This is a genomic window from Chryseobacterium sp. GM_Chr_2 (genome assembly GCF_026540445.1).
GTDB lineage: Bacteria > Bacteroidota > Bacteroidia > Flavobacteriales > Weeksellaceae > Chryseobacterium.
In genome coordinates this window covers 197,605-224,384 of record NZ_JALNUD010000006.1, presented here as the reverse complement: position 1 = coordinate 224,384, position 26,780 = coordinate 197,605, and the positions used below count along the sequence as shown (strand labels likewise).

28 protein-coding genes are annotated in these 26,780 nt (G+C 35.5%); 19 read left to right on the top strand and 9 right to left on the bottom strand.

Annotation, left to right across the window (positions count from 1 at the left end):
- Positions 1-41 precede the first annotated feature (41 nt).
- Entirely contained in the window at positions 42-1,391 is a 1,350-nt protein-coding gene (gene rseP / locus OXQ85_RS11820) for an RIP metalloprotease RseP (RefSeq protein ID WP_267404809.1), read from the bottom strand.
- Between the two features lie 104 nt (positions 1,392-1,495).
- Positions 1,496-1,936, bottom strand: coding sequence for a DUF6646 family protein (locus tag OXQ85_RS11815; protein WP_267404807.1), 441 nt, complete (start codon positions 1,934-1,936; stop codon positions 1,496-1,498).
- Positions 1,937-2,039: 103 nt separating this feature from the next.
- On the opposite strand from OXQ85_RS11815, the gene OXQ85_RS11810 reads away from it, so the two are divergent.
- On the top strand, positions 2,040-2,792 hold the full coding sequence (locus OXQ85_RS11810) for a nitrilase-related carbon-nitrogen hydrolase (protein WP_267404806.1): 753 nt from the start codon (positions 2,040-2,042) through the stop codon (positions 2,790-2,792).
- A 59-nt stretch (positions 2,793-2,851) separates the two neighbouring features.
- Here the strand turns inward: OXQ85_RS11810 and trxA are convergent, their stop codons facing one another.
- From trxA to OXQ85_RS11795, 3 genes are read right to left on the bottom strand one after another with little or no spacing between them, the layout of a single operon-like run.
- Positions 2,852-3,151, bottom strand: coding sequence for a thioredoxin (trxA, locus tag OXQ85_RS11805; RefSeq protein ID WP_267404804.1), 300 nt, complete (start codon positions 3,149-3,151; stop codon positions 2,852-2,854).
- A 15-nt stretch (positions 3,152-3,166) separates the two neighbouring features.
- Positions 3,167-3,538, bottom strand: a complete 372-nt coding sequence (locus OXQ85_RS11800) for a rhodanese-like domain-containing protein (protein WP_267404803.1) — start codon at positions 3,536-3,538, stop codon at positions 3,167-3,169.
- A 7-nt stretch (positions 3,539-3,545) separates the two neighbouring features.
- Positions 3,546-4,955 (bottom strand): MBL fold metallo-hydrolase, encoded by a 1,410-nt coding sequence (locus OXQ85_RS11795; RefSeq protein ID WP_267404802.1) that lies wholly within the window; start codon positions 4,953-4,955, stop codon positions 3,546-3,548.
- Positions 4,956-5,240: 285 nt separating this feature from the next.
- On the opposite strand from OXQ85_RS11795, the gene OXQ85_RS11790 reads away from it, so the two are divergent.
- The 15 genes from OXQ85_RS11790 (at position 5,241) to OXQ85_RS11720 (ending at position 21,650) form a co-directional block, all read left to right on the top strand.
- Positions 5,241-6,767: a helicase HerA-like domain-containing protein gene (locus OXQ85_RS11790; RefSeq protein ID WP_267404801.1), complete on the top strand. Its 1,527-nt coding sequence runs from the start codon at positions 5,241-5,243 to the stop codon at positions 6,765-6,767.
- Positions 6,768-7,038: 271 nt separating this feature from the next.
- Complete coding sequence (locus OXQ85_RS11785; RefSeq protein ID WP_267404800.1) at positions 7,039-8,262, top strand: 3'-5' exonuclease; 1,224 nt, start codon at positions 7,039-7,041, stop codon at positions 8,260-8,262.
- Between the two features lie 17 nt (positions 8,263-8,279).
- The gene (locus tag OXQ85_RS11780; RefSeq protein WP_267404798.1) at positions 8,280-8,483 is read left to right on the top strand and encodes a DUF5808 domain-containing protein; all 204 of its coding nucleotides are present in this window, start codon (positions 8,280-8,282) and stop codon (positions 8,481-8,483) included.
- Between the two features lie 239 nt (positions 8,484-8,722).
- Positions 8,723-9,925, top strand: coding sequence for a diaminopimelate decarboxylase (lysA, locus tag OXQ85_RS11775; protein WP_267404795.1), 1,203 nt, complete (start codon positions 8,723-8,725; stop codon positions 9,923-9,925).
- 192 nt (positions 9,926-10,117) lie between these two features.
- Positions 10,118-11,851, top strand: a complete 1,734-nt coding sequence (locus OXQ85_RS11770) for a thiamine pyrophosphate-dependent enzyme (RefSeq protein ID WP_267404792.1) — start codon at positions 10,118-10,120, stop codon at positions 11,849-11,851.
- Positions 11,851-13,083: an MFS transporter gene (locus tag OXQ85_RS11765; protein ID WP_267404790.1), complete on the top strand. Its 1,233-nt coding sequence runs from the start codon at positions 11,851-11,853 to the stop codon at positions 13,081-13,083. The genes OXQ85_RS11770 and OXQ85_RS11765 overlap by 1 nt, the downstream gene beginning before the upstream one ends.
- Before the next feature lie 117 nt (positions 13,084-13,200).
- A complete protein-coding gene (locus OXQ85_RS11760; protein ID WP_267404788.1) occupies positions 13,201-13,686 on the top strand; it encodes a hypothetical protein in 486 nt (161 codons plus the stop codon).
- Between the two features lie 6 nt (positions 13,687-13,692).
- Complete coding sequence (locus OXQ85_RS11755) at positions 13,693-14,118, top strand: energy transducer TonB (RefSeq protein WP_267404787.1); 426 nt, start codon at positions 13,693-13,695, stop codon at positions 14,116-14,118.
- Complete coding sequence (locus tag OXQ85_RS11750) at positions 14,108-14,839, top strand: energy transducer TonB (protein ID WP_267404785.1); 732 nt, start codon at positions 14,108-14,110, stop codon at positions 14,837-14,839. Before OXQ85_RS11755 ends, OXQ85_RS11750 begins: the two co-directional genes overlap by 11 nt.
- A gap of 127 nt (positions 14,840-14,966) precedes the next feature.
- A complete protein-coding gene (gene miaB, locus OXQ85_RS11745; protein WP_267404782.1) occupies positions 14,967-16,403 on the top strand; it encodes a tRNA (N6-isopentenyl adenosine(37)-C2)-methylthiotransferase MiaB in 1,437 nt (478 codons plus the stop codon).
- A 63-nt stretch (positions 16,404-16,466) separates the two neighbouring features.
- Positions 16,467-16,898 carry a hypothetical protein gene (locus OXQ85_RS11740; protein WP_267404779.1) on the top strand — a complete coding sequence of 144 codons (432 nt, stop codon included), beginning with the start codon at positions 16,467-16,469 and terminating at the stop codon, positions 16,896-16,898.
- Positions 16,899-17,006: 108 nt separating this feature from the next.
- Entirely contained in the window at positions 17,007-18,296 is a 1,290-nt protein-coding gene (locus tag OXQ85_RS11735) for a sigma-54 dependent transcriptional regulator (RefSeq protein WP_267404776.1), read from the top strand.
- A gap of 19 nt (positions 18,297-18,315) precedes the next feature.
- On the top strand, positions 18,316-19,008 hold the full coding sequence (locus OXQ85_RS11730; protein ID WP_267404773.1) for a hypothetical protein: 693 nt from the start codon (positions 18,316-18,318) through the stop codon (positions 19,006-19,008).
- On the top strand, positions 18,998-19,549 hold the full coding sequence (gene lptE / locus OXQ85_RS11725) for an LPS assembly lipoprotein LptE (RefSeq protein WP_267404771.1): 552 nt from the start codon (positions 18,998-19,000) through the stop codon (positions 19,547-19,549). The genes OXQ85_RS11730 and lptE overlap by 11 nt, the downstream gene beginning before the upstream one ends.
- A 1-nt stretch (position 19,550) precedes the next feature.
- Positions 19,551-21,650 carry a hypothetical protein gene (locus tag OXQ85_RS11720; protein ID WP_267404769.1) on the top strand — a complete coding sequence of 700 codons (2,100 nt, stop codon included), beginning with the start codon at positions 19,551-19,553 and terminating at the stop codon, positions 21,648-21,650.
- 31 nt (positions 21,651-21,681) lie between these two features.
- Here OXQ85_RS11720 and OXQ85_RS11715 read toward each other — a convergent pair whose 3' ends face one another.
- The 4 genes from OXQ85_RS11715 to OXQ85_RS11700 form a co-directional block, all read right to left on the bottom strand.
- Positions 21,682-22,290, bottom strand: a complete 609-nt coding sequence (locus OXQ85_RS11715; RefSeq protein ID WP_267404851.1) for a DUF4126 domain-containing protein — start codon at positions 22,288-22,290, stop codon at positions 21,682-21,684.
- Between the two features lie 287 nt (positions 22,291-22,577).
- A complete protein-coding gene (gene rnpA, locus OXQ85_RS11710; RefSeq protein ID WP_267404768.1) occupies positions 22,578-22,958 on the bottom strand; it encodes a ribonuclease P protein component in 381 nt (126 codons plus the stop codon).
- A gap of 170 nt (positions 22,959-23,128) precedes the next feature.
- Entirely contained in the window at positions 23,129-23,854 is a 726-nt protein-coding gene (locus tag OXQ85_RS11705; RefSeq protein ID WP_267404766.1) for a tRNA threonylcarbamoyladenosine dehydratase, read from the bottom strand.
- Entirely contained in the window at positions 23,847-24,473 is a 627-nt protein-coding gene (locus OXQ85_RS11700) for a TatD family hydrolase (protein WP_267404764.1), read from the bottom strand. Before OXQ85_RS11700 ends, OXQ85_RS11705 begins: the two co-directional genes overlap by 8 nt.
- A 99-nt stretch (positions 24,474-24,572) precedes the next feature.
- Between OXQ85_RS11700 and OXQ85_RS11695 the strand changes: the two genes are divergently transcribed.
- From OXQ85_RS11695 to OXQ85_RS11685, 3 genes are all read left to right on the top strand, one after another.
- Positions 24,573-25,202, top strand: coding sequence for a TetR family transcriptional regulator (locus OXQ85_RS11695; RefSeq protein ID WP_267404763.1), 630 nt, complete (start codon positions 24,573-24,575; stop codon positions 25,200-25,202).
- Between the two features lie 103 nt (positions 25,203-25,305).
- Positions 25,306-26,301, top strand: a complete 996-nt coding sequence (bamD, locus tag OXQ85_RS11690; protein ID WP_267404761.1) for an outer membrane protein assembly factor BamD — start codon at positions 25,306-25,308, stop codon at positions 26,299-26,301.
- A 41-nt stretch (positions 26,302-26,342) separates the two neighbouring features.
- Complete coding sequence (locus tag OXQ85_RS11685) at positions 26,343-26,666, top strand: DNA-directed RNA polymerase subunit omega (protein ID WP_047424579.1); 324 nt, start codon at positions 26,343-26,345, stop codon at positions 26,664-26,666.
- Positions 26,667-26,780: the final 114 nt, after the last annotated feature.

Sequence of the window (26,780 nt, the reverse complement as noted above, 5' to 3'; positions counted from 1 at the left end):
TTATACCCTACAAATATTTTTAATAAAAATTTTAAAAATAATTATAATTTTCCGGTGAAGACCTTAAAGATGTCGCTTCCGAAGATCAGTAACATCAAGCCTAACAGGAAGATAACCCCGATCATCTGTGCGTTTTCCAATACTTTTTGAGGTACAGGTTTTCCAACGATCATTTCATATAAAGTGAAAATTACGTGTCCACCATCCAATCCCGGAATCGGAATTAAGTTCAAAAATGCTAACCAAACAGAGAACATTGCTGTGAAACTCCAGAAAGCAACCCAATTGATCGCATAACCACCGTCTGCATCTCTGTCAACCGGCATATTTTTAACAATAGCGATCGGTCCGCCAACGTTTTTATAGCCTTGAACTTTAGAATTAAACATAATTTTGAACTGCTTTACCTGCATCGTTAAAGCTTCAATTGTTCTTGTAAATCCTCTTGGAATAGATTCTCCGAAAGAATATTTTTTATCTGTAACAACGTTTGCCAGTGCTTTCTGATCTACACCAACTCCCAGTTTACCGTTTTGATCTACTGTTGCAGAAACCGTTTCAGGCTTACCGTTTCTCAGAATATCTATGCTTACTGCTTTACCTTTATTTTCCAATAAAACATCGCTCACTTCATCAAAGAAAGGAGTCTGCTTGCCATTAATTGAAACTACTTTATCACCTTTTGCCAATCCTGAAGCTTTCGCTGTGGGACTTACTAATGTATCAATAATCATTGGCATTCTTGGCGTGATATACATTTTAGCTTCTTTTTGCTTTAAAACATCAGCAACACCGTCTTTATTTACCGGGAAAGTTACTTCTTTTCCGTTTCTAAGAACCGTTACATTATCGCCTAAAAGAATATTAATGGAAGCATTTTCTAATCTTTCTGCAGGTTTTCCGTCGATATTGATGATTTTATCTCCACTTTGGAACCCAATTTTTCTACCCGCTTCTGTTACGCCAATTCCGTTTTCGAATTTGGTGAGATCGGTATACATTTCTCCATTGAATAAAGAAAGGCAAGTATAAATTAACCAAGCCAGGAAAAAGTTTACCGTAACGCCACCAAGCATAATGATTAATCTCTGCCAAGCCGGTTTCGCTCTGAATTCCCAAGGCTGTGCAGGCTGCTTCAACTGCTCGGTATCCATACTTTCGTCTACCATTCCGGCAATTTTTACATAACCTCCGAAAGGAAGCCATCCGATACCATATTCGGTTTCACCAATTTTCTTTTTAGCGATTGAAAACCAAGGATCGAAGAAAAGGTAAAATTTTTCTACTTTGGTTTTAAAGTATTTTGCGGGTAAGAAATGCCCGAGCTCGTGTAAGATTACTAAGATAGAAATGCTCAATATAAATTGAAACAGTTTAATTGCTATTTCCATTAATGCTTTTTATGTTTAATTTGCAAAGGTAACAATTATCAAAACTATGCCAAATAAAAAAGCTCCTCGAAATGAGAAGCTTTGTCATATAATCAGGTGTTTTTCTACAAATTGAACGAAACGCCAAGACTGCCATTGTTGCCGACTTCTGCAAAAACTCCGAATTTCTCCGTGAAAAAGTATTTGGCGCCAATGTGAGCCCCGATTCCGAAGTCTCTCCCTAAAACTCCGACATCAACTCCCGGATAAATGTCCCATTTTGAAGGAAGGTCAAGCGCATCCTGAAGGTGAAAATTCAGTCTTCCGAAAATGAAAACACGGTTGTCTTTATCATTATCTTTATAATTATCAAAATAAGCATTTGCACCAGCTCCCACAGATATCAGCTTGTTTAAGCCATAATCATAGGTTGCGGTAATTCCGGTTCCGTAACCCCACGCACTAAGCCCCAGATTAATCTTCTGATCTCCTTTACCCGTCCAGGCTTGTGCATTGGCGGCTGTTCCCAGAAAGACCATCATCAGCATAAAAAACAATTTCTTCATAAATTTTACCTTTTTAGTGTTATTAATAAAAAAGATTCGTATCAAAAATAGAACCGAAATTATTTGAAAATCGTATTTTTATAGAAGTTTTTTAATAAAGTTTATGAAAATCACAGGACTGAATTTAGATATTATCTGGAAAAATAAATCTGCAAATTTTGAAGAGATTGAAAAGGAGTTACAAAATCAGGAAGCTGACCTTTTTCTGCTTCCGGAAATGTTTTCAACAGGTTTTTGTATGGATGCCGGGGAGGTTTCAGACAGAAATCAGGAATCTCTGGAGTTTTTAAAGAAAATGGCAAAAGAAAAAAATGCAGCTTTTTGCGGAAGTGCGCCCGTGGAAGAAGAAGGCAATTTTTATAACAGAATGTATTTTGTACAACCCGATTCTCAGGTTGATTTCTATGATAAAAGGCATTTGTTTTCCTTTTCCGGAGAAGATAAAGTGTATACGCCGGGAAGAGAAAGGGTGATTGTAAACTATAAGGGATTCAGAATCTTGTTGCAGGTTTGTTATGATCTTCGTTTTCCTGTTTTTGCCAGAAATAATGATGATTATGATGCAATTTTATATGTAGCCAACTGGCCAGAGAAAAGGGTAGGAGCCTGGGAGCATCTGCTGAAAGCAAGGGCAATCGAGAATTTATCTTTTGTTTTTGGTTTGAACCGAATCGGGACCGATGGAAATAATCTCTTTTATCAGGAAAGTTCTCACTGTTTTTCTGCTGACGGATCTGAGATTTCTGAAAAGAATGGAAATCTCATTATTGCAGATCTGGATGTAGAACAATTGAAAGATTTCAGAAAGCATTTTCAGTTTTTGAATGATAGGGATGCTTTTTCAATTCAATTATAAAAAAAATGAGGTTAAGATTTAGGCTGAGATTTATAACCTTAATCTTAACCTCAACCTTTTTAAACATATTGTTCTAAAAGTTGTGTCAATCTGTTCACATCGTGCACGCCGCTTTCTTTGTAAAGTAATTCTCCTTTTTTGAAAACTGCTAATGTCGGAACACTGCGCACACCATATTGTGAAGCGATGGCGGGATATTGATCGATATCTACTTTTATAATTCTGGCGGTTTCGCCTACTTTTTCTTTTACTGTCGTTAAAACCGAAGACTGAACTTTGCAAGGCTGACACCAGGTTGCAAAAAAGTCGATTAATACTGGTCTTTCCGAATCTATAATTTCCTGAAATTTTTGTGACATAGTTTTGGTTTTTAATTATTTTGATGATTGCTCATCCTGAATGGCTTTTACGTTTTTCCAGCTTGTGCCGTCGTATACGTCAACGCCGTTTTTCTTTAATATTTCTACCGCTTGATCTGCCTGAATTCCTTTGTTGCAAAAAACAACTACTTTTTTACCTTTCAATTGTTCAGTATTATTCTGAACTTCAGCCAAAGGAATGTTGATGGCATTTTTTGCGGTTCCTTCTGCATACTGTTCCGGAATTCTTACATCTACCAACGTTACATCTGAGCTGTTCACAACTTCTCTGATGTTCGCTTTTGGCGCTTCAGAATGACTGGCTGTTTTACAAGCTGTTATTGTAAATGTTGTAAGGATAATTCCAAAAAATATACCTTTCTTCATCTTCATTTTAGATCACTTTAGACTGACAAACAAAATCCGTTGTCGGGAATTTTTCTGTTTTTTTGATTCCGTTGAAACCACCTTCAATTTCAGTAAAATTTCTGATTCCGTGTGAGTTAAGAATACTTGCCGCAATCATACTTCGGTAACCGCCTGCACAATGCAAGAAGAAATGTTCAGAATCATCAATCGTTTTTACCCAATCGCTGATTAAATCTAAAGGCTTATTGTAAGCGTTATCAATATGTTCCGCCGAATATTCTGAAATTTTACGAACATCAACTACTTTTGAAGTTTCGTTAAATTGCTCTGCAAATTCAGCCGGAGAAATTCTTTTTACTTCATCGGTTTCCTTTCCTGCATTTTTCCAAGCTTCAAAACCTCCGTTTAAATAGCCAACTACATTATCAAAACCAACTCTGCTCAGTCTAGTAATCGCTTCTTCTTCAGTTCCTTCGTCTACGATTAATAATAAAGGGTGTTTTACATCTACGATCAACGTTCCGACCCATGGTGCGAAATCACCTTTCAAGCCGATGTTTACTGAATTAGGAACAAATCCTTTGTGAAATTCTACCGGGCTTCTCGTGTCAAGAATCAAAGCACCGGTTTCTTCTGCATACGCTTCATAATCATTAACATCCACAGGTGTCAAACCTTTGTCCATCACAATATCAAGACTTTCGTAGCCGCATTTATTCATGGCTACATTCATTCCGAAATATTTTGGCGGAGCGGTAAGTCCGTCAAGAACTTCTCTCACAAACGATTCTTTATCTGGTTGATTAAGAGCATAATTCGTTCTTTTTTGATTGCCTAATAGATCAACCGTCTCTTTCTGCATATTTTTTCCACAAGCAGAACCCGCGCCATGAGCCGGATACACCGTAATGCTGTCGTCCAACGGCATGATTTTGCTGTGTAAGCTTTCGTATAAAATTCCTGCAAGGTCTTCCTGCGTTACACTTCCTGCTTTTTGGGCAAGATCGGGTCTTCCCACATCTCCCAAAAATAAAGTGTCACCTGTGAAAATAGCGGTTTCCACACCGTTTTCATCAATAAGAAGGTAAGTTGTACTTTCCATCGTATGACCAGGCGTGTGAAGTGCTTTTATTTTTACTTTTCCGATTTCAAAAATTTGCTCATCTTCAGCAATTGTTGCTTCGAATTCCGGTTGTGCCGTTGGTCCGTAAACCACAGGAGCTCCCGTTTTTTTGCTTAAATCCAAATGCCCCGAAACAAAATCTGCATGAAAATGTGTTTCGAAGATATATTTTAAAGTTACATTATCTTTTTCCAGACGATCCAGATAAGGTTTTACTTCTCTTAAAGGATCTATAATTGCAGCTTCATTTTCTGATACAATATAATAGGCGCCCTGAGCCAGACAGCCCGTATATATTTGTTCAACTTTCATTGGCTTTATTTTAAAAATTTAGTTAAAGATACGAAGTATTAGATGAATTGTGTATCAAATGTTAAATCTGCCTAATAGTTTATATCAATTTTACTTTGTTGATCGGGTTTAAATTGCTTTAATTCAAATAAAAAGAACAGTCGAAAAGCATACTAAATTAGTAGACTGTTTTTTATCATGTTTGAAAGATAAAAATAATAGTGTAGATATTCACAAAAGAATATTATTTATCAGAATAAAATATCTTACAAAAACTTTTATCTTTAGATGTCTAAAAAAAATCAAATGGCAGATAAAGCAAAATTTATTGAAGAATTAAATGCTAAATACACTCCGAAAGGAGATCATATTATATTAGGAAAGGCAATGCTGGATGGGGAAGTTGTCCCTGAGGTGAATGTTACCATTCCTTTAAAAACCATCAACCGTCACGGATTGATTGCCGGAGCCACAGGAACTGGGAAAACCAAAACGTTGCAGGTTTTTGCCGAACAGCTTTCTCATCAGGGAATTCCGTCTTTGGTGTTGGATATCAAAGGAGATTTCTCTGGAATTGCAGCGGAGGGACAAAAAAATTCTATTATTGAAGAAAGATATTCCAAAACACATCTTCCTTACGAGCCACAGGCTTTTCCGGTAGAATTGATGACAATTTCAGGCGAAAGAGGTGTGAAACTGAGAGCAACTGTTACCGAATTCGGACCTGTTTTACTAAGCAAAATTTTAGAATTAAATGATACTCAGCAAAGTATCATGTCGATTGTTTTTAAATATTGTGATGATAAAGGGCTGCCTTTAATTGATCTGAATGATCTGAAGAAAGTTCTTCAATATGTTACTGAAAATGCCCAAGGAAAAGCAGACTTGGCAGGAAATTATGGTTCCATTTCTTCGGCTTCTTTGGGAGCTATTCTGAGATCTATCGTTGCTTTGGAACAACAGGGCGCGGCAAGTTTCTTTGGAGAATTAAGTTTTGATGTTCACGATCTCTTGAAAACCAGAGACGGAAAAGGTGTGGTGAATATTTTGCGGGTGGCGGATATTCAAAGTAAACCTCAATTGTTCTCTACATTTATGTTGTCTCTTTTTGCTGAAATTTATATGACTTTCCCTGAAGAAGGTGACAGCGGAAGACCCAAACTGGTTCTTTTCATTGATGAAGCGCATTTGATCTTTGATGAATCTTCCAAAGCTCTACTTTCCCAAATTGAAACCATGGTAAAACTGATTCGTTCCAAAGGAATCGGTATTTATTTTATCACGCAGGTTCCGGGAGATGTGCCGGAAGGAGTGCTTTCTCAATTAGGTTTGAAGATTCAGCATGCGCTGAGAGGTTTTACCGCGAAAGATAAAAAAGAGATTAGTAAAGCAGTTGAAAATTATCCTACAACGGAGTTTTATGATGCTTCTACTTTAATTCAGAATTTAGGAATTGGGGAGGCTTTTGTCACAGCTTTGGATGAAAAGGGAATTCCTACTCCGCTGGTTCATACGTATTTAATTTCACCGGAATCCAGAATGGATGTACTAAATGATGCTGAAATCTCTGAATTAACCAGTAAATCTGCCTTGGTTGCCAAATATGAAAAAGTAGTGGATAACGAATCGGCTTACGAAATCTTGGTCAACAGAATGGAACAGGCCGCTCAGAATGCAGTTCCCGCTCAAAAAACAAAGTCTGTAAAAGAAGAGCCGGGAATGCTGGAGCAGGTTTTACAGAGTAAAGCGGGAAGAACCTTCACCAGCACGCTGATGCGCGAAGGGGCAAAAGCAATTTTAGGAATGCTTGGTCTGGGCGGAAGAAAGCGATAGAAATTTTAAATAATTTTTATATATTCGTTAGAGTCGGAATGGTAAGGTTTTTGACTTATCATTTTCGATTTCAAATAATGAGGGGTGCTGTGTAACTGTTTGAAAACAAAATCATTTGTTGGAGATGGTTATACAGCATTTTCCTGTTTTTGAAGGGTTTTATATTATGTAAACTCAGTATAGACTGAAAAGTAACGGGCAAAATTTTGAAGAAACGAGGAATTTTATGAATTTATGCCTACATTTATCATTAGATTTTAATTAAGTAAAGTTGTATTCCATAATTGATATAGAGAGTAACGGCGCGGGTTACAGAAAAGAAAGTATTATTGATATTGCTATCTACAGATATGATGGGCAAAAAATTGTTGATCAGTTTATTTCGCTTGTTAATCCGGAAAGTGATATCACACCCTTTGTGCAGAAATTAACCAATATTACTCCAAAAATGGTGAAAACGGCTCCGAAATTTCACGAAATTGCCAAAAGAGTCGTAGAAATTACGGCCAATACTACGTTAGTTGGTCATAATATCGATTTCGATTACAGGATGCTCCGTCAGTCTTTTACCAGGTTGGGGTACGAATTTAAAATCAATACATTAGATACCATTCCTTTAGCTAAAAAACTGATTCCTGATGAGGTAAGCTATTCTCTAGGAAAGTTGGTGAAATCGCTGGGTATTCCTTTAACCAATCATCACCGTGCAGACGGAGATGCGCGTGCGACATTAGAATTGTTTAAACTTCTCATATCAAAAGATACGGAAAATGAGATCATTCAGAAACAGCATGAGGAATCCAATGCCAAAACGTATATCAATAAGATCAAGCAGCTAACTCAGGATTTACCAAACGAAAAAGGTTTTGTTTATTTTCAGGACGACGCTGGGAGAATCATTTTTTCAGATCATGTTCAGGATATTAATAAATTTTCGAAGAAAGTTTTTAATTCCAAATCAAAAAAATGGGAAGATATTCAGCAGGGTGTTGAGCAAATTAATTTTGAACTTACCGGAACGGATATTATTGCGAAACTTATTTTAAATTCAAAAGGACTTAAAAAAAGGGACACGCTACCATTCGGATTATTTTGCCGAAACAATAAATATGTTGTTGAGAAAAATACACTGAATAAAACGGAAAAGCCTCTTCTGAAGTTCAGGTCTTTCACGCAAGGTTCAAAAGCGATTCAGTTTATTAATGGGATTGAAGAATATCACGATGTTGAGGTGTTCAAAAAGAAGATCGATTTCAAAAAAAGAAACGAACTTTGGCTAGGGCAAGGTCGAAAATTAGGCGAAAAGCTTTTTATGATCATCGAAAACGGCAAAGTAATTTCCTACGGATTTTACGAGCTGTTTACTCAGATTCAAACATTAAGCAAATTGGCGAAGCTGAAAATAGATTTGCCTTTATCATCTGCAGATCTAAATAACGAATTACAATTGGCTTTGCTTCGCGGCGATTTTGAAACATTGCCTTTGCCGAAATAATTTAATATAAATACAGTATGAATCCCTTTGATAAAGATTCAGAACACTGGAAATTCGGACTTTTTTATTACAATAAAGAAGATAAAAGACTATTTCCGCCCAAAAGATTCGGATGGGGCTGGACGGTAAATTTTGCCAATCCGCTATCTATTTCTGTATTTTTGTTGATATTAATCGCGATTGGCATCATCTCTTGGTTGCTTCCAAAACAGAATTCCTGATCTTGCTGAAAAACAAACACTTTGTAAATCAGTTTTCTGAAAATGAAAAAGAATTAGTATTTTTGCAGAGAAAATAGAAAAAGCAATGCAAGATTTTAAACAAAATAAAACCGGAAAAAAGGGAGCTGTAAGGTTCTCTAAGGTTTGGAATATTTAAAAGAGTTGCCTTGCATAAAAATAATAATATTGCGGCGGACTCTTTTCGAAGAATCTGCCTTTTTTTATGCTAAAATGAAATTATGAATTCAAATGAATTATTAAAGATTGCCAACGAATTTGGCACACCGGTGTATGTTTATGATGCTGAATCTATAAAAGAGCAATACGAAAAACTTACATCTTCTTTTTTAAAACACACAAAGTTCTTCTATGCAGCGAAGGCATTGACAAACATTAATATCCTTAAGTATGTCAAGAACTTAGGTGCTTCTTTGGATTGTGTATCGATAAACGAAGTGAAACTTGGGCTTAAGGCAGGTTTCTCAAAAGAAAAAATATTATTCACCCCGAATTGTGTGGATCTTGCTGAGATTGAAGAAGCAATGACTTTCGGAGTGCACATTAATATCGACAATATCTCTATTCTTGAGCAATTCGGAAATAAATATGGAAATACATACCCGATTTTAGTAAGAATCAACCCGCATATTTTTGCAGGAGGAAATTACAAAATCTCAACGGGGCATATCGACAGTAAATTTGGGATTTCTATTCACCAGGTTCGTCACATCGAAAGAGTGATGAAATCTACTAACCTGAATGTGGAAGGTCTTCACATGCATACCGGTAGTGAGATCAAAGATCCTGAAGTTTTCCTGCAGGCTTTGGATATCATGCTTGAATTGTCTGAACATTTCCCGAATCTGAAATATCTGGATATGGGAAGCGGTTTCAAAATTCCTTATCAAGACAGCGAAGAAGAAACAGATGTGAAAACATTGGGTAAAAAAGTAGAAAAAGTAATCGCTGAATTTTCAAAATCTACAGGTAAAAAATTCGAACTTTGGTTTGAACCGGGGAAATTCTTAGTGGGTAAAAGCGGCTATCTTTTAGTTAAAGCTAATGTAATCAAGCAAACTACAGCGACAGTTTTCGTTGGCGTAAATTCAGGATTCAATCACCTGATTCGTCCGATGTTCTACGATTCTTATCACCAAATAGAAAATTTATCTAATCCAAAAGGAGCAGAGAGAATTTATACCGTAGTCGGAAATATTTGTGAAACAGATACTTTCGCCTGGGATAGAAAGCTGAATGAAGTAAGAGAAGGCGATATCTTGGTATTCCGTAATGCGGGAGCTTATGGTTTTGAGATGAGTTCAAACTTCAATTCAAGATTAAAGCCTGCTGAGGTTCTTTTCTTAGACGGAAAAGCGCACCTGATCAGAAAAAGAGACGAATTCGAAGATTTATTGAGAAATCAGATCGAAGTTGTAAAATAAATAACAAAAACTCTGCAAGAAATTGCGGAGTTTTTTGTGTTCTTAATTAAATTTTAATGACTAAGAATCTTTAAAATATTTATTATTCCTTACATTTGATAGGCATTTATTTTAAAACAAGAATAAAATGCTTTTCAATCCATATTCACATCCGTTTTTTTTCGAATATATTAACCACCAAAAATATTAATTATGGCTAAAAACATAGCTGAGCAAATAGTTGAGATGCTCGAGAACGCAAATGTGAAAAGAATTTATGCAGTTACAGGAGATAGCTTGAATCATCTGAATATTGCCGTTAAAAAAAGCAGTATTGAATGGATTCATGTGAGACATGAGGAAGTAGGAGCGTATGCAGCGGCGGCAGAAGCAGAACTTGATGGTTTTGCTGTTTGTGCAGGAAGTTGCGGTCCGGGGCACGTGCATTTGATCAACGGGGTGTATGAAGCGCATCGTTCGCATGTTCCGATGTTGGTGATTGCTTCCACAATTCCGAGTGAAGAAATGGGAATGGATTATTTTCAGGAAACAAATACCATTAAACTATTTGACGATTGCAGTCATTATAACCAAATGATTACAAGACCTGAGCAGGTTCAGAGAACCGTTCAGACGGCTATTCAGCATGCGATTTCTAAAAAAGGGGTTGCGGTAATCGGGCTTCCGGGCGATGTTTCGGAGCTGAACGCTGAAGAAGCTACGACTTCCAATAAAATATTTAAAACTAATCCGGTTATTCGTCCTTCTGATGATGAATTGAAGCAATTGGCCGATTTAATTAATGAAAGTAAAAAAGTAACCATCTACTGCGGAATTGGAGCTGAACATTCTAATGCTGAAGTAGTGAAGTTGTCAAAATATTTAAAAGCACCGGTAGGATATTCTTTCCGTGGAAAAATGGCGATTCAGCCAAACAATCCTAATGAAGTGGGATTAACAGGGCTTCTTGGATTGCCTTCTGCGTATCATGCGATGCACGAAGCAGATTTGCTTTTATTGTTGGGAACCGATTTTCCTTATGAGAAATTCATGCCTGTTAAAAACAAAATTGTTCAGATCGATGAAAGTCCGGAACGTTTAGGCAGAAGGGCTAAGTTGGAATTGGGTCTTGCAGGTGATGTGAAAGAAACGATTAAGGCATTATTACCTTTGCTAAAAGAAAAGACCGACGTTAATTTCCTGAACCAACAATTGGAGTTTTATGAAAAAGTAAAAGAAAACCAATTGATTTATGTGAAAGATCGAGGAACGGAAAATGCCATTCAGCCGGAATTTGTAGCGCATACTTTAGATCAGTTGGCTAAAAATAATGCCATTTTCACGGTGGATACGGGGATGTGTTGTGTTTGGGGCGCGAGATATATTACCGGAACCGGAGATCGTAAAATGCTGGGATCATTCAATCACGGATCGATGGCGAATGCAATGCCGATGGCGATTGGCGCTTCGTTAGCACATCCAGACCGACAGGTGATTGCGATGTGCGGCGACGGTGGATTGTCGATGTTGTTAGGAGATATGGCAACTATTTTTCAGTATAAATTACCTGTAAAGCTGATTGTTTTCAACAACAGAGCATTGGGAATGGTAAAATTAGAAATGGAAGTAGGCGGAATGCCCGATAATGAAACCGATATGATTAACCCTGATTTTGCCATGATCGCACAGGCAATGGGGTATACCGGAAAAAATGTTCACCATCCTGATGATGTTGAAAGTTCAATTAAAGAATGTTTGGAGCATAACGGACCTTATTTGTTAAATATTTTCACGAATCCAAACGCATTGGCTTTACCTCCGAAAATTGAATTCGATCAGGTATTGGGAATGACGAAATCTATGGCGCAATTAATGCTTGGCGGAAAAATGGAAGAAGCATTAGATACAGTAAAAACAAACTATAAACATATTAAAGATTTGCTATAATGAATGCATCTTTGAAGAAATTCTACGTTATCGCTTGGGTTTTCGGGCTTGTTTTCTATTTTTTAGATTATGTGATCCGATCGGCACCGGCGGTAATGATTCCTGAACTGGTCAATAATTTTAATACGACCGAACTGAAACTGATCAGCATGGTCGGAACCTATTATTACACCTATTCTACCTGCAGTTTGATTGCGGGAATTGCGTTAGACAAATTTGGTGGCAAAAGATCACTTTTTGTAGGAACGCTGATTTTAGGAATCGGGTGTCTGTTATTTTTAATTTCAAGTCAGGTTGCAGGAGTTTCCGGAAGATTGTTGCAGGGCGCGGGTTGTGCTTTTGCTTTTCCGGGATGTGTGTATCTGGCAAGTAAAGGTTTTTCTTCAAAGTCATTGGCTACAGCAATTGGTTTTACGCAATGTATCGGAATGTTGGGCGGAACGGCCGGGCAATTTGTGGTTGGACCTTGGGTGGAACAAGGGGTAAATATTGATACTTTTTGGCTTTGGTCAGGAATTGCAACCATTATCACTGCTTTCGGATTGTTTTTCGTTATTCCTAAAGAGAAAAAAGCAGAAGAATCTACAAAAACAGGAGCAAAACCTATGGGTTATTTAGAGCCTTATAAAATTGTTTTTAAAAATCCTCAATCATGGCTTTGCGGAATTATTTCCGGGCTTTTGTTTGCACCAACAACGATATTTGCGATGACCTGGGCGGTTGCTTTTTTTGAAAAAGATAAGCAATTTGTCTTTCATGATGCTGCCATTACAAGTGCAATGGTCGCGTTTGGTTGGGTATTTGGCTGTCCGTTATTAGGCTTTATTACTGATAAAATAGGTCGCAGAAAACCAGTTTTGGTTGCTGGAGCTGTGGTGATGATCTTAAGCTTATTACAGTTAATCTATCTTCCGGAATTATATCCTGCGAAGATCAGTATGTTTATTCTTGGTCTTGGATCCGGAGCGGCGATGATTCCTTATTCTGTTATTAAAGAAGCGAATCCTGATTTTGTAAAAGGAAGCGCGACAGGAGCTATCAATTTCATCACATTCGGCGTTACGACTTTACTAAGCCCGGTTTTCAGCCGATGGTTTGGGAAAAGTTTAGGAGATTCTGCAGGAGATTTACACTTTCAGCATTCCATTTTATTTTGGATTTGTGGAATTGTTTTAGCGATCATTGTTTCATTGATGTTGAAAGAAACGGGAAGTAAGGCTCAGGCAGCTTAATAGAGTCAATTTATCATAAAAATATTTTACAGGAAACTTCGCTTTTAAGTGGAGTTTCTTTCTTTTTTTTGGCGTAATTTTGGCTCCTGATAAACTATCAATTGAAAAAATTATACTATGAAAGCAATAGCATTATTTATAGGACTTTTTGCAGCAAATTTAGCATTTGCGCAGACAGATTTGGAAGACAGGGATGAATCTTTTATCGTAGAAAATAACAAGAATCTTTTAAAAATAGATATTAAAGAGCCTTTTTTGCAGATTGCAGCAAAAAACTGTACAGATTTCAAACCCGCAGCATATGAAGGCGGAGCGGCTACTTATAAAGAGGTTCTAAGAAAATATATGTATACTTATCTCAACTCAGATTTCTATACATTAACGGGTGATTTTACTTTTACACTAACGATTGATGCAACAGGAAAAGTGATTGATGTAATGGGCGATCCAAAAGTATTGAACAGTGAAGTTTTCTTCGATGATATGCAATATGTTGTGAGAAGAATTAAGAAAAACTGGTCTCCGGCAACGTGTAACGGCCAACCGATAAAATCTGAAATGAAGCTGAGGATGAATTTCTCTTCCATGTCAGCTGATATGTAAAAATTTATGAAAAAAACTATAATAACCTTACTTTTATTCTTTATCGGTTTTAAAGGATATTCTCAGGAAACTCAATCTCAAAATCAAATTCAAAAAGAAAATATAAATTCGCAAACGGCAGAATTTCCTGGTGGGGATTCTGCTTTCGCGAATGAATTTCTCAAAATGGTTCATGCCTACATCGATCTGCAAAAATATGCAGTGAATGGGCAGTTTGTTTTCGTTTTTGATGTAAATCCAGATGGAAAAGTTAGCAATCTTGATGTTTTGCCCAAAGTAAAAGACAGCGAAATGTTCATTGATGATATGAAATTTGCTATCAAAAAAGTGAAAAAGAAATGGAAGCCAGCCATGAAAGATGGTAAAGCTGTGGTTTCTAAAAAAGTTATTAAAATCAATTTTACATCAGATCATTTTGACCATGGAGATTAAGAAATTATTATTGTTATTTTTTTTTATAGCCAGTTTACAGTTTAGATCTCAAATTTTAGATGAATATCCATCAGGACAAAGTTTTTATAAAGGAGGTAATGCTACTTTTTATAAAGAAGTTCATGATTATCTTGTGAGTAATAATTTTACTGAGTGTGATGAAAATGAGATCTATCAACCACGGATTATTGTAACAAAAGATGCAGGAATAAAGATTATAAAAGATAATGATACTGCAAATATAACTGCTAACAAATGTGCATATAACTTATCATTAAATATTCTTAAAAATCTTAAAAATTGGCAACCAGCTGTTGTTAAAGAAAATAAAATAGCTTCTATTACCGAATTTATTATTTGTCCTAAAGATTTAATGAGTAATTACAAGGCAAATTATAACGCGTATAACTTTGTGATTTCTGCAAAATATCCGAAAGGGAAATCTGTCTTTGAAAAAGATTTTCATGATAATTTTATGAGCTTATTTGCTGATTTTGGAATTCAAGGTAAAATTAATCTTGAGTTTTATATAAATAAAGAAGGAAAAATTGCAGATGCTAGAATTTTTCCTGAAATTGATGATAGAAGTTTTAATATTTCGTTTATGAGAACTCTATCGAGATTAAAAAAAACTTGGCAGCCCGCATTATATAAGAATATTCCGATCAAACAGAGAATTTCATTTCCAATGAATTTTTCCGTAACATATTATGAAAGATAGCCCTGCCATTCTGTCTCAATATTTTGTATCTTTGCAAATTCAATAAGTTCAAAGTTTATGATTTTGAGTTCAAAGTGATATGCAATAAACCCTAAATTTTAGGCTTTAAACCTTAAAAAAGACTATCGTGCAAGAAAAATATATAGACGAAACCAAGCAAGGAGAGGCTTTTGCAATTGCAGAAAGACCTGAAAACTCTAAAAAATTATTTTTAGAAAGCTATGGTTGTCAAATGAATTTCTCGGATTCCGAAATCGTTGCTTCTATCCTTAATGAACAGGGATACAATACAACAATGAAGGTTGAAGAAGCAGATCTTATCCTTTTAAATACCTGTTCAATCCGTGAAAAAGCGGAACAAACCGTAAGAATGCGTCTTTCTCAGTTTAAAAATCTAAAGAAAGAAAAGCCGAATATGACGGTGGGTGTTCTCGGATGTATGGCAGAAAGGCTGAAAACAAAATTTTTAGAGGAAGAACAATTGGTCGACCTTGTAGTTGGTCCCGATGCTTACAGAGATTTACCAAATCTTTTAAAAGAAACTGAAGATGGAAGAGATGCCATTAACGTAATTCTTTCCAAAGAAGAGACTTATGCAGACATTAACCCCGTTCGTTTGGGCGGAAATGGGGTAACTGCTTATGTTACAATCACTAGAGGTTGCGATAATATGTGTACGTTCTGTGTGGTTCCGTTTACAAGAGGTAGAGAAAGAAGCCGCGATCCGCATTCTATTTTGGATGAATGTAAAGATCTTTGGAACAGCGGTTATAAAGAAATTACATTGTTGGGTCAAAACGTAGATTCTTACCTTTGGTATGGTGGCGGACCGAAAAAAGATTTTGCCAAAGCTTCTGAAATGCAAAAGGCTACTGCTGTTAATTTTGCTCACTTGCTTGATTTGGTGGCTAAAGCTGTTCCGGAAATGAGAATCAGATTCTCAACTTCAAACCCTCAGGATATGAGTCTTGATGTTTTCAAGATGATGGCAAAGCACGAAAATATTTGTAAATACGTTCATTTACCGGTTCAGAGCGGAAGCAATAATATGCTTGAAGCCATGAACAGACAACATACGCGTGAAGAATATTTAGATTTAATTAAAAAAGCTAAAGAAATTGTTCCGGAAGTTGCATTTTCTCAGGATATGATCGTTGGTTTCTGCAGCGAATCTGAAGAAGATCATCAGGATACTTTAAGTCTGATGAAAGAAGTGGAATATGACTACGGTTATATGTTCGCGTATTCAGAAAGACCGGGAACACCTGCTCACAAGAAAATGGAAGACAATATTCCGGCAGACGTAAAACAAAGACGTTTGGCTGAGGTTATTGCTTTGCAAGGCGAATTGTCAAGAAAAAGAATGGCAGGTTATGTAGGAAGAGTTCACCAGATTTTAATTGAAGGAATTTCCAAGAAGAATAAAAATCAGTGGAAAGGTAGAAACTCTCAGAATGCCGTTTGCGTTTTCGATATGGCAGAAGGTCAAAAAATTGGTGACATTGTGAACGTTTTTGTTTATGATAACACGCAAGGCACGCTTTTAGGGAGAATTGCGGAATAACAATCGAACCGAAAAATAAAAAATTAAGTAAATTATTATCAATATTAACCTATAAAAAAGACAATGGAAAAATTTCAAAAATATTGCCTTAGTGTTTTATTGGTAATAATTTATAACAATATCTCGGCGCAAGTAACCAACGGAGTCATTGAAAATGAAGACTGTAGGAAGATTTGCGAGATTTATAGCCAGTTTTTTGAATCTCAGCATAGTGATTCTCAAATTTATTTTACTAAAAAGAAAACAGCTTATCAGGCTTTAAATCAAAAGGATAAAGCAATTGAAGTTGTCGGGAAAATTCTTCCTGAAATTCAGCATAATTTAGGATTTAATAATTCGGATATTGGCTTGGCTTATTCCGAAAGGCAAAAACATGATTTGTCGTTATTAAATTTTGAAAAACAAAGCAAAGATTATAATTTTACTGATAGCACATATTTAAAAGATAAAGTTTCGAAGATAAGAAACAAAGATTATTTAGATTTTAAGAGTTAATTCTTAAAAAATAAGATGAAAATATCATTCATCGTATCACTAAAATGAATCTGCAATTCATTGATTAATTGTAGATTAAATTTAAATCAATAATCTAAAAATTTACTTATGAGCAACGAGCTACAAAATATAAAAAACCGTTTTGGTATCATTGGGAACTTTCCGGCTTTAAACAGAGCTTTGGAAAAATCTATTCAGGTAGCACCCACCGATATTTCCGTTTTAGTCATTGGAGAAAGTGGTGTGGGGAAAGAATTTATTCCAAAAATCATTCATTCAGAATCGAAAAGAAAACATCAGCCGTATATTGTCGTTAACTGTGGAGCAATTCCTGAGGGAACGATAGATTCCGAATTATTCGGGCACGAAAAAGGAGCCTTTACCGGTGCTACAACAACTAGAAAAGGTTATTTTGAAGTTGCTGACGGCGGAACAATTTTCCTTGATGAGGTTGGTGAACTTCCTTTGCAGACGCAGGTTCGTTTGTTAAGGGTTTTGGAAAGCGGTGAATTTATGAAAGTGGGTTCTTCTCAGGTTCAGAAAACGAATGTGAGAATTGTGGCGGCTACGAATGTGAATATGATGAAGGCAATTCATGACGGAAGATTCCGTGAAGATTTGTATTATCGTTTAAATACGGTTCAGATCGATATGCCTGCTTTAAGAGAAAGAAAAGGAGATATCCATTTGTTATTCAGGAAGTTTGCAATCGACTTTGCTGAAAAATACAGAATGCCTGAGCTGGAATTGGAACCAAGCGCTGTTCATTATGTTGAAAATTATTCTTTCCCCGGAAATGTTCGTCAGTTGAGAAATCTGGTTGAGCAAATGACGGTTGTAGAAAGAGACAGACACGTAACGGTGGAAAAACTGGCAGAGTACATTCCCATGGAAACACATCTTCCGATGGTGGTGAATACGCCAAATACCCAAAAACAAAACGATTTCGGCAGCGAAAGAGAAATTATGTACAAGATTCTCTTCGATATGCGAAATGATATAAATGATTTAAAATCCTTAACTTCGGAATTAATAAAAAATCGCGGAGCGGGAGATTTGAGCAATCAGGAAAAAAATCTGATCAACAGAATTTATACTCCTGAAACGCAACAGCCTATAAGCCAGAATTCTTTATTGTATTTTGAAAACGGAAATAATACGCCTGTCGTTCAAAATTCAACGATTATGGCTTCGCCGGAAGAAAGCTATGAAGACATCGAAGATATTGAAATTGAGGAAAATAAGCCTGAATCTTTATCTCTTCAAAACAACGAAAAAGACCTGATTGTAAAAGCTTTAGAAAAGCATAAAGGAAGGAGAAACAAAGCGGCAGACGAATTAGGAATTTCACAAAGAACATTATACAGAAAAATAAAACAATATAACTTAGAAGACTGATAATTAAAATAATACATAAATGACGGAACTGAACGCGAAACCGATTAATTTTAAATTTGGAGAATACCTGAGCAACGGATTTGAATTTCTGAAGAATAACTTTGGAAATCTTTTGCTGGCTGTTATTTTTTGCTTTATTATGGCATTTATTCCCCTTTGCGGAATGCTGGGAATGGGAAATTTATATAAATATTGCCGAAAGCTAAGAAAAGGACAGAATACAGGGCCCGGAGAAATTTTTAATTTTGATGATTTCATGCCTTATTTGATGTTGCAGCTGATTATTTTTGGTGGTATGCTTTTACTTTTTATTCCACTATTTTTTATCACGCTTCTTACACGAATTGGTGGTGATGATTCTGCGGTAGGTCCAGTGATGGTCGTTGTTTGTATGATCGTTTTTTATATAGCTTTATTTTATGTCATTTTCAGAGGATTTTATATTCCGGCTCTTATTTCATTAGGAGAAGTAAAAGACATTAAAAAAGCTTGGAATATGTCTAAAGTAATGACAAAAGGCAACTTCTGGTCTATTCTAGGTTTTGCAATTGTTGTGGGAATACTTTCTCAATTGGGAATTTTAGCCTGCGGAATAGGTATTTTATTTACTTTACCGTTGAATTATACAGCCAATTATTTTGCTTTTGAGGATGCAATGCAGCAGATTGAGCATGACGAAATAAAAGAAATCGGAGTAAAAAATGAATATTAAATTAAGTCAAATTAAAACAAATCAGCCTAAATTTACATGGCTTTTGTTTATCTGTTTAGGATTTTTACAGTCTTGCTACAGTTTTACAGGTTCGTCTTTAACGGATGAAAAAACTGTGCAGATCAATGAATTTCCGAATAATGCAGCGTTGGTAAATCCGGCGTTGGCGCAACAGTTCTCAACAGATATTCAGAACCGTTTTTTACAGAGAACAACCTTAAAAGGAACCAAAGAAAATCCTGATATTCTGATTGAAGGTGAAATTACAGATTATTCCATTTCGCCTACAACCATCAGTTCTACAACAACGAGTAACAACGTTGGTGGGGTAGTTCAAGAATCACAGAATAAGCTGACGATCACGGTGAAAGTACATTATGAAAATAAAATACACCCTGATTCCAGCTTTGACAGAACGTATTCAGACGAAGCCGTTTTCAACAGTAGCTTGTCGCAATCTGATATTGAGGCATCTCAGGTGAAAATTGTGACGGACAGAATTATTAATAAAATATTTAACGATATTGTAGCCAATTGGTAAGATGAATCCCAGAGTTTTAGAATTATTAAAGAACCCGAAGCACATTCAGTCAGAAGATCTAGGTCTTTTGAAAGAAGAGATCAATTCTTTTCCCTATATCCAGAATATCAGGGCACTGCATTTGTATGGAGTTCACCTTTTTGATAAAGAAAATTACCAGAAAGAGCTTTCAACGACAGCAGCTTATACTACCGATAAAAAGATTCTGTATCAGTTAATTAACGGTAAAATTCAACAAAAAGAAAAGCCGAAACCTGAGGTCGTTGTGAAGGTTGAAAAAGTTGAAGAACAAAAGGAGGGAGTTGTAAAAAATAACTTCCAATATGTTTATAAAAGCAGCAATTTTCCTCTAAAAAGAGAAGATAAAGTTCAACAAATAGAACTAAATCAGGAGGATTTAAATCAAAATTTATCAATTCCTGTTGAGCCGGAAGCTGTCATCGCAGAACCTGAAAATCTTGAAATTGTTGAAGATCAGGAATCTTGTGAAATTCAGACATCTGAAGTTGATGCAAATTATATTTACGTAAACGGCGAAAGAAACAGAATTCTTTTTGAAGGCGAAGAAGATTTCATGAATGAAACACTTGCTGACGAAAATGCCGAATTTACGCCTGAAGTCATCATTAATGAAGATCATATTTCTTCAGAGAAAGTTAACGAAACTGTAAATGATGAAGAAAATATAAGTTTCCACGAAACAGAATCATTAAATCCTGAAACTGAGGTTGTAGAAAATGCCGAAGTTGAAAATCAGGAAACAATTGAAATTCAGGAAGAAACTGAAAAAGAAAATGTTGAAATTGATTCTGAATTAAATACCACTGAAGAAGAATCTGTTATTGAAGAAGAGGATCATTCAACAGAAGAAAAAGATACACAATTTACTTCGGAAACGATTATTCATGAAGAGGAAATTGCTTCAGATCATGCTGAAGAAACGATTGTTGAGGATGATTCTGAACTAAGTTTCCACGGGACGGATTCTTTCCTTCCAGAAATTAAGATTGAATCTGAACGAACAGAAACTCCAATAAAAGAGGAAGATATTATTCAACCAAATATCAATAAACATGAAGATGAAATGCGTCGTTTGATTGAAGAGGTTGAAAAGAAAATGAAGGAAACAAAATCAGTAGCTTCTGAAGCAAAAGAAGAAACTGAACCTGTTGGAAATCACGATATAAGCTTTGCTGAAACTCAAAGTTTTGAGGTTAAACATGAAGAGGCAAAAGAAGAAAATCTTGTTGCTGAAATAGTTGAATCTATTGAAAAAAAGGAGCAATCTTCAGAACAAATTGAAGAAACAATTAATGAAAATGAAGCGGTTTCAGAAGTTGAAGAAATAAAATCTGCATGGAAACCAATGAGTTTTGAATCTCATGTTCCTGATTCTTTATTGTCTAAAAACCAACAGGTTGAAGTGCCTAAAACTGAGCCTGTAATTGTTGAAACTCCAAAAGTAGAGGAAATTAAAGATGAAGTAAAAACGGAAGAAGTTTTACCCATCGTTGAAGATACTCCTGAATTAATTGAAGATCAAGCTGAAGAATTTAAAACTCCTGAAGAAGCTGTACAAGAAGAGAAGTCGTCTGATTCAAAGGAAGAAACTCCTGTAATGAATGTGTCGTTCTTTGGTTCTGATATTTCAAGCTGGAAACCTACTGAACCTATAAAAGAAGAAGTTAAGGAAGAAAAACCGGAAGAGATTAAAAAGGTTGTTGAAGAAAAGAAACTGCCTAATATTCTGGATAGCAATGTTCCCGGATTTATCAATACTTGGCAAAGTTGGTTGAAAATCGACAGACCGGAGGAAGAAGATAAACAAAAAACGCAGATTAAGACTAAAGCGATTGAGACTTTCATTGAAAATAATCCGAGAATCAGTCAGTTAAAAGATGAAAGCTCGTATGTTGTGAAAGAAAAAACCGGAGATATTTCACACTTAATGACGGAGACGCTAGCCAATTTATATACAGAACAAAAATTGTATACCAAAGCCATTAAAGCTTTTGAAATATTAATCAAAAAGCATCCTGAGAAAAAAGAGCATTTTGAAGCTAAAATTCAGGAAGTAAAAGATATAAGAACAAAAAATTAATAGAAGTCCCGGTTTTTGAATCGGGATTTTTTTATGGAGTGCTCGCTGCCGTTTTTCTATTTTTGAATTTTCTCCAGAGTTTTCTTCCGGCGACTAAAATAAAGATTACCAAAACAATAGCACAAATACCTGCAAAAATGGGCAAAGCCATCGCTAAAACCGCCATAATTCCTGCGCCTGCAGTTTCTGTGGTTCCGACGACTGAATTTCCCAATCCTCCCGTTGTAGCTGTGGAGGCTGCCCGAATTCCCGCAAACCCCGAGCTAATCGTCGCTGCGGTTCCTCCCCCGGCAATAAGTGCCAGAGCCCATTGAGGAAATGTTCCCAGATCTGCAAACTGACTGGCAAAAAGTACAGATCCCGCAATCGTTGCCAATGGAACTGATAAAGTGTCTAATAAATGATCCACAAAAGGAATGTAATAGGCCAAAACTTCCACGATGGTTGCAATTCCTGTGGTGATTAGCGTGGGAAGCCCTGAAAGCCATTCAAAGTGTTCATTCATAGGAATCCAGCCCATAAAGGAAGCTAAACTTACGGCAAACATTGGCAGGAATACCCGAAATCCTGTGGCTGCAGCCAATCCGATTCCAATAAACGCGCTTAAGACGTAAGGTAAATAGGGAACTTGGTCTAACATTTTAATTTTCAGATTAATTGTTTTCCCTAAAGTTACAAAATCTAAGTAATAAAGTTTGGAACAATTGATGGTGAAATTTCCCAACTTTACTTTCCTCAAATTTTAAATTATTATGAACCCCCTTTAGTTAAACCATTAAGATTTCTGTTAAGAAGTTTAGGAAATTAAGATAAGATCAAATTTAGAGAAAAATCAATTTGATTTTTCCTTAACTAAGCTTAACCACTTAAATGTTCTTAATGGTTCAAAAAACGAATAATAAAAAAGATTAATTTCAGATAAAGAAACTAAGATTTTTTCTGATGCTGAGCCTGACAAAGTTTGATGAATTGTGCTTCAACATCCTGAAATTTCTGAGGTAATTCCGGGGAAACCCAAAATAGCATGGCTGCTGTTTTTTCGCCAAAAGCTTCTTTGAAAAGTTCTTTGTTTAAACGGTAACATTCACGCAAAAGTCTTTTGATACGATTTCGGTGAACCGCTTTTTTGAAATATTTTTTAGAAACCGAAACTGCAAATTTATTACTTTCAACAGGCGCTGAAGGCTTATCTTTTAGCACAATAATTCTCAAATTCCCATTCGTTTTCCATTTGCCTTTTTCGAAAAGCAAAGAGATCTCGGTATTTTTTTTGAGTTTTTCGGCTCTGGGATATTTGAAATTTGTCATTTACGGACTGTAAATATAGGGGAAATTTTCTTGTTTTTTGATTTTAATAGAGATGCTTCGACTTCGCTCAGCATGACACCGCTACAATTTTACCGCTAAAATAAGACAGTAGATATTAGAATTGTCAAGCTAAGCGAAGTCAAAGCATATTTAAGAATAATAGAAAAAAATTAATCTTTTTTCAATAAATAATTAATCACTTCCGAAGCAGTGTACAGCCCGAAAATAGCAGGCATATAACTTATGGTTCCGTAGAAAGATCTTTTATAATTGGTTCCGTCGGTCATTTTCAGGCTTTCTTCATCCTGAATATCATTTGCAAAAACACAACGAACGCCTCTGTCTATTTTCTCTTTTTTCAGCCTTTTTCTTACCTGTCTTGCAAGGCGGCAATGTTCCGTTTTGCTGATGTCTCGCACCATTACTTTACTCGGATCAGTTTTTCCGCCTGCGCCCATAGAGCTCACGATTTTTATTTTTCTTCTTTTAGCTGCAATAATTAATGTAAGTTTCGGAGTCACGCTGTCGATACAATCCAAAATATAATCGAATTTTGCGGAATCTAAGACTTCATCCATTCTTTCAGGGTTCAGGAACTCATTGATTTTCGTTAAATTAAGATCCGGGTTAATGTCTAAAAGTCTTTCCGCAACCACTTCTACTTTGTGTTTTCCAACGGTAGATCGTAAAGCGGGTAATTGTCTGTTAATGTTGGTGATATCTACGGTGTCACCATCTACGATTGTCATGTTTCCAACGCCTGCTCTTGCCAAAAATTCAGCAGCAAAAGAGCCAACTCCGCCCAATCCTACAACCAGAACTGTTGCTTTGTTCAACTTTTCCAAACCTTCTTCTTTTACGAGAAGTTCTGTTCTTTCCAACCAATATTTATCCATTTTTTATCGTCTCTAAATTTTCTACAATTTGTTTGTTTAAATTTTCCAGGGAAATCTCTTTAATTTCCGAAACTTTCAGATATAATTCTTCGATATTGAAATCGTCATTATCGGTTTCTAAAAAGATTTTATTTAAAGGAGTAATTTTCAAAGTATTTTGCAAAGATAAATTATACAAAACGGCTTTTCCAAAACTCAGATAAAAATTATTTTTAAGCAAATCGTCGGCAATGCTTTGTTTTTTATTAAAACCATGAATGATCATGGGTTGTTTAGCATATTTTTTTAAAGAAATTACTTCATAAAATTTCCGTACACAATGAACAATGATTGGTTTTTTGATCTCGTTGGCGAATTTTATTTGTCTTAAAAAAACTTCTTCTTGCGTTTTCTGATCTGTTTCAGCAAAAGAATCCAAGCCGCATTCTCCAATGGCAAAACAGTTTTTAGTGATGTTTGATTCAAGGCAATTGAATTGATTTTCAATATGATGAATGTCTATTTCTTTCGGATGAATACCAATTGAATAAGGGAAATCCGGCGGAACTGTTTCAATATTAATATTATAAATTCCGTTGCTGATGTTTTTCTTATGATGGTGAAAATCAAAAAATTCCATGGTCAAAAATACTATTTATTTAGATTTAATGTAAATTTCTTAAACGAACGTTTATAAATGTGTTAAAAATTTCTTAACTTTACCTGAAAGCCACATTTCATGAGAAAAAAATTTACAGAAAAACAAATCCACATATTAGACATCGCCGAAGAGCTGATTGCGAAAAAAGGATATGAAGGAACGTCGGTGAGGGATATTTGTTCGAAAGCAAATATTAATGTTGCTATGATCTCTTATTATTTTGGGTCGAAGGAAAAAATGATGTCTTATCTTTATCAGTACCGTGTGCTGAAAACGAGAGAGAATTTTTCTGAATTTGCAGATACTATAAAAGACGGGAAGCCGGAAATGCAAATGAAGGAAATTATTAAATATATTGTTTCTCAGTTATTTAAATACAATTATTTCCACGGTTTTGTTACTCAGGAGCTTCGTCATACCGAAAACCTGAAAGATGAACTGCTGGATTTCTATCAATTATTTGTAAAAAAGCTGGATGATGTCATTAAAAAAGGAGTGGCATCGGGTGTTTTTACTTATACTCCAAGACCGGAAGATATTTTAACAACGATTATTGGCTCTACTTTATTTGTGATCAGGAATAAAAATTTTTATGAATTGTATGTTCCGAGCAAAAATGAAGAATCTTATGCCAAAGAAGCCGAAAAAAAAGTAAGAATGAATCTTTTAATGAGCGTTTTTGCAATTTTGGGATACGCTGCGGACTAAAATTACGTTAAATATTCATAAAAAAAAATCTATTGACAAAAAAGTTATATTTTTGCAAATTAATAGATCGGTTATATAATCCGAAAACTGTTGAATTTTTTATATGAAAAAATATATTTTAGGTCTTTTTGCTGTAGCTGTAGTGTCATCATGTATTAGTCAGCAAGATAAAGCAATGAAAAGTGCTGACAAAGCGTACATCCTGAAAGTAGCCAATGAAAACTTCGCTAAAAAGAAATGGAAAAATGCTTTGGCATTGTACGACAGACTTGCGAATCTTGTTGCCGGAACAGATGATTTCCCAAATGTTGCCTATAATACGGCTTCTGCTAACTATTATGACAAGAGTTATAAATTGGCGGGGCATCAGTTTAAAAACTTTTCGATCAACTTTCCGAAAGATCCAAGAGCTGAAGAAGCTGCCTATTTATCAGCATTATGCTACTATGAAGGTTCAATGGATTATAATTTGGATCAGTCGAGTACAGAATTGGCAATTAATGAATTGCAGAATTTCCTGAACGAATATCCGGCGTCTGAAAGATCTAAGAATATCAACACGATGATTGATGAATTGTCTTACAAGCTTGAATTTAAAGCTTTTGAAAATGCAAGACAATATTTCAACATGGGTGAATATAAAGCTGCAAATACAGCGTTGGAAAATGTATTGAACGATTTCCCAAGTACAAAACTTCGTCCGAAAATCTATGGATATATCATGGATTCTCGTTATCAGCTTGCCGCAAAATCTATTTATGATTTGAAAGACGAGCGTATTGAAAGTGCTTTGGCATTTACAAGACAGGTTGAAAAAGATCTTCCGAATACAGAATATTCTAAAAAAGCTTTAGATCTAAGAAAAAAATTAGAAAAAGAAAAAGCGAATTTCGTTATTGTTAAAAAACAAACGGAAGAAAGAATTGCAACATTAACGGCAAAGCAGAAAAAAGAAGCAGATTTACTAGCATCAAAGCAAAAATCTGATGAGCAGGTGAAAAATCAAATCGATGCTGAGAAGAAGGCAATGCAGATCCAGAGGGATAGTGCAGCGCTTCAGACACCTCCGCCGGCAGCGACTTTCAAAATTCAAAGATAATTCGTAAATTTGCCAACTTAAAATAAATTAAATTTCTCAAAATGAGTGTAAAAGATACAAAAGCAGAAGTAAATACTATCACTTACGATAAGGATAAGATTGAAGATAAAGTAGGTTCAATCTATGAAGCTATTGTTATCATGGGAAAAAGAGCAGAGCAAATTAATGCTGAAATTCGTACTGAGCTTCACAATAAGCTAGACGAGTTTGCTGTTCACAATTCTACATTAGAAGAAGTTTTCGAAAACAGAGAGCAAATTGAGATCTCTAAGCACTACGAAAAACTTCCAAAACCAACTTCTATCGCAATTGAAGAGTGGTTGAATGAAGACGTTTACTTCAGAAAAACTGAAGACAGAAAATAAAATACAATATGTTTTTTATAGATGAGGGTCATAAAGGAGTTGTTTCTTTTATGACCTTTATCGTTCTATAAAGCCGCGTTCTGAGAAAAAATAAGTAATTTAGTATTCTAAAAT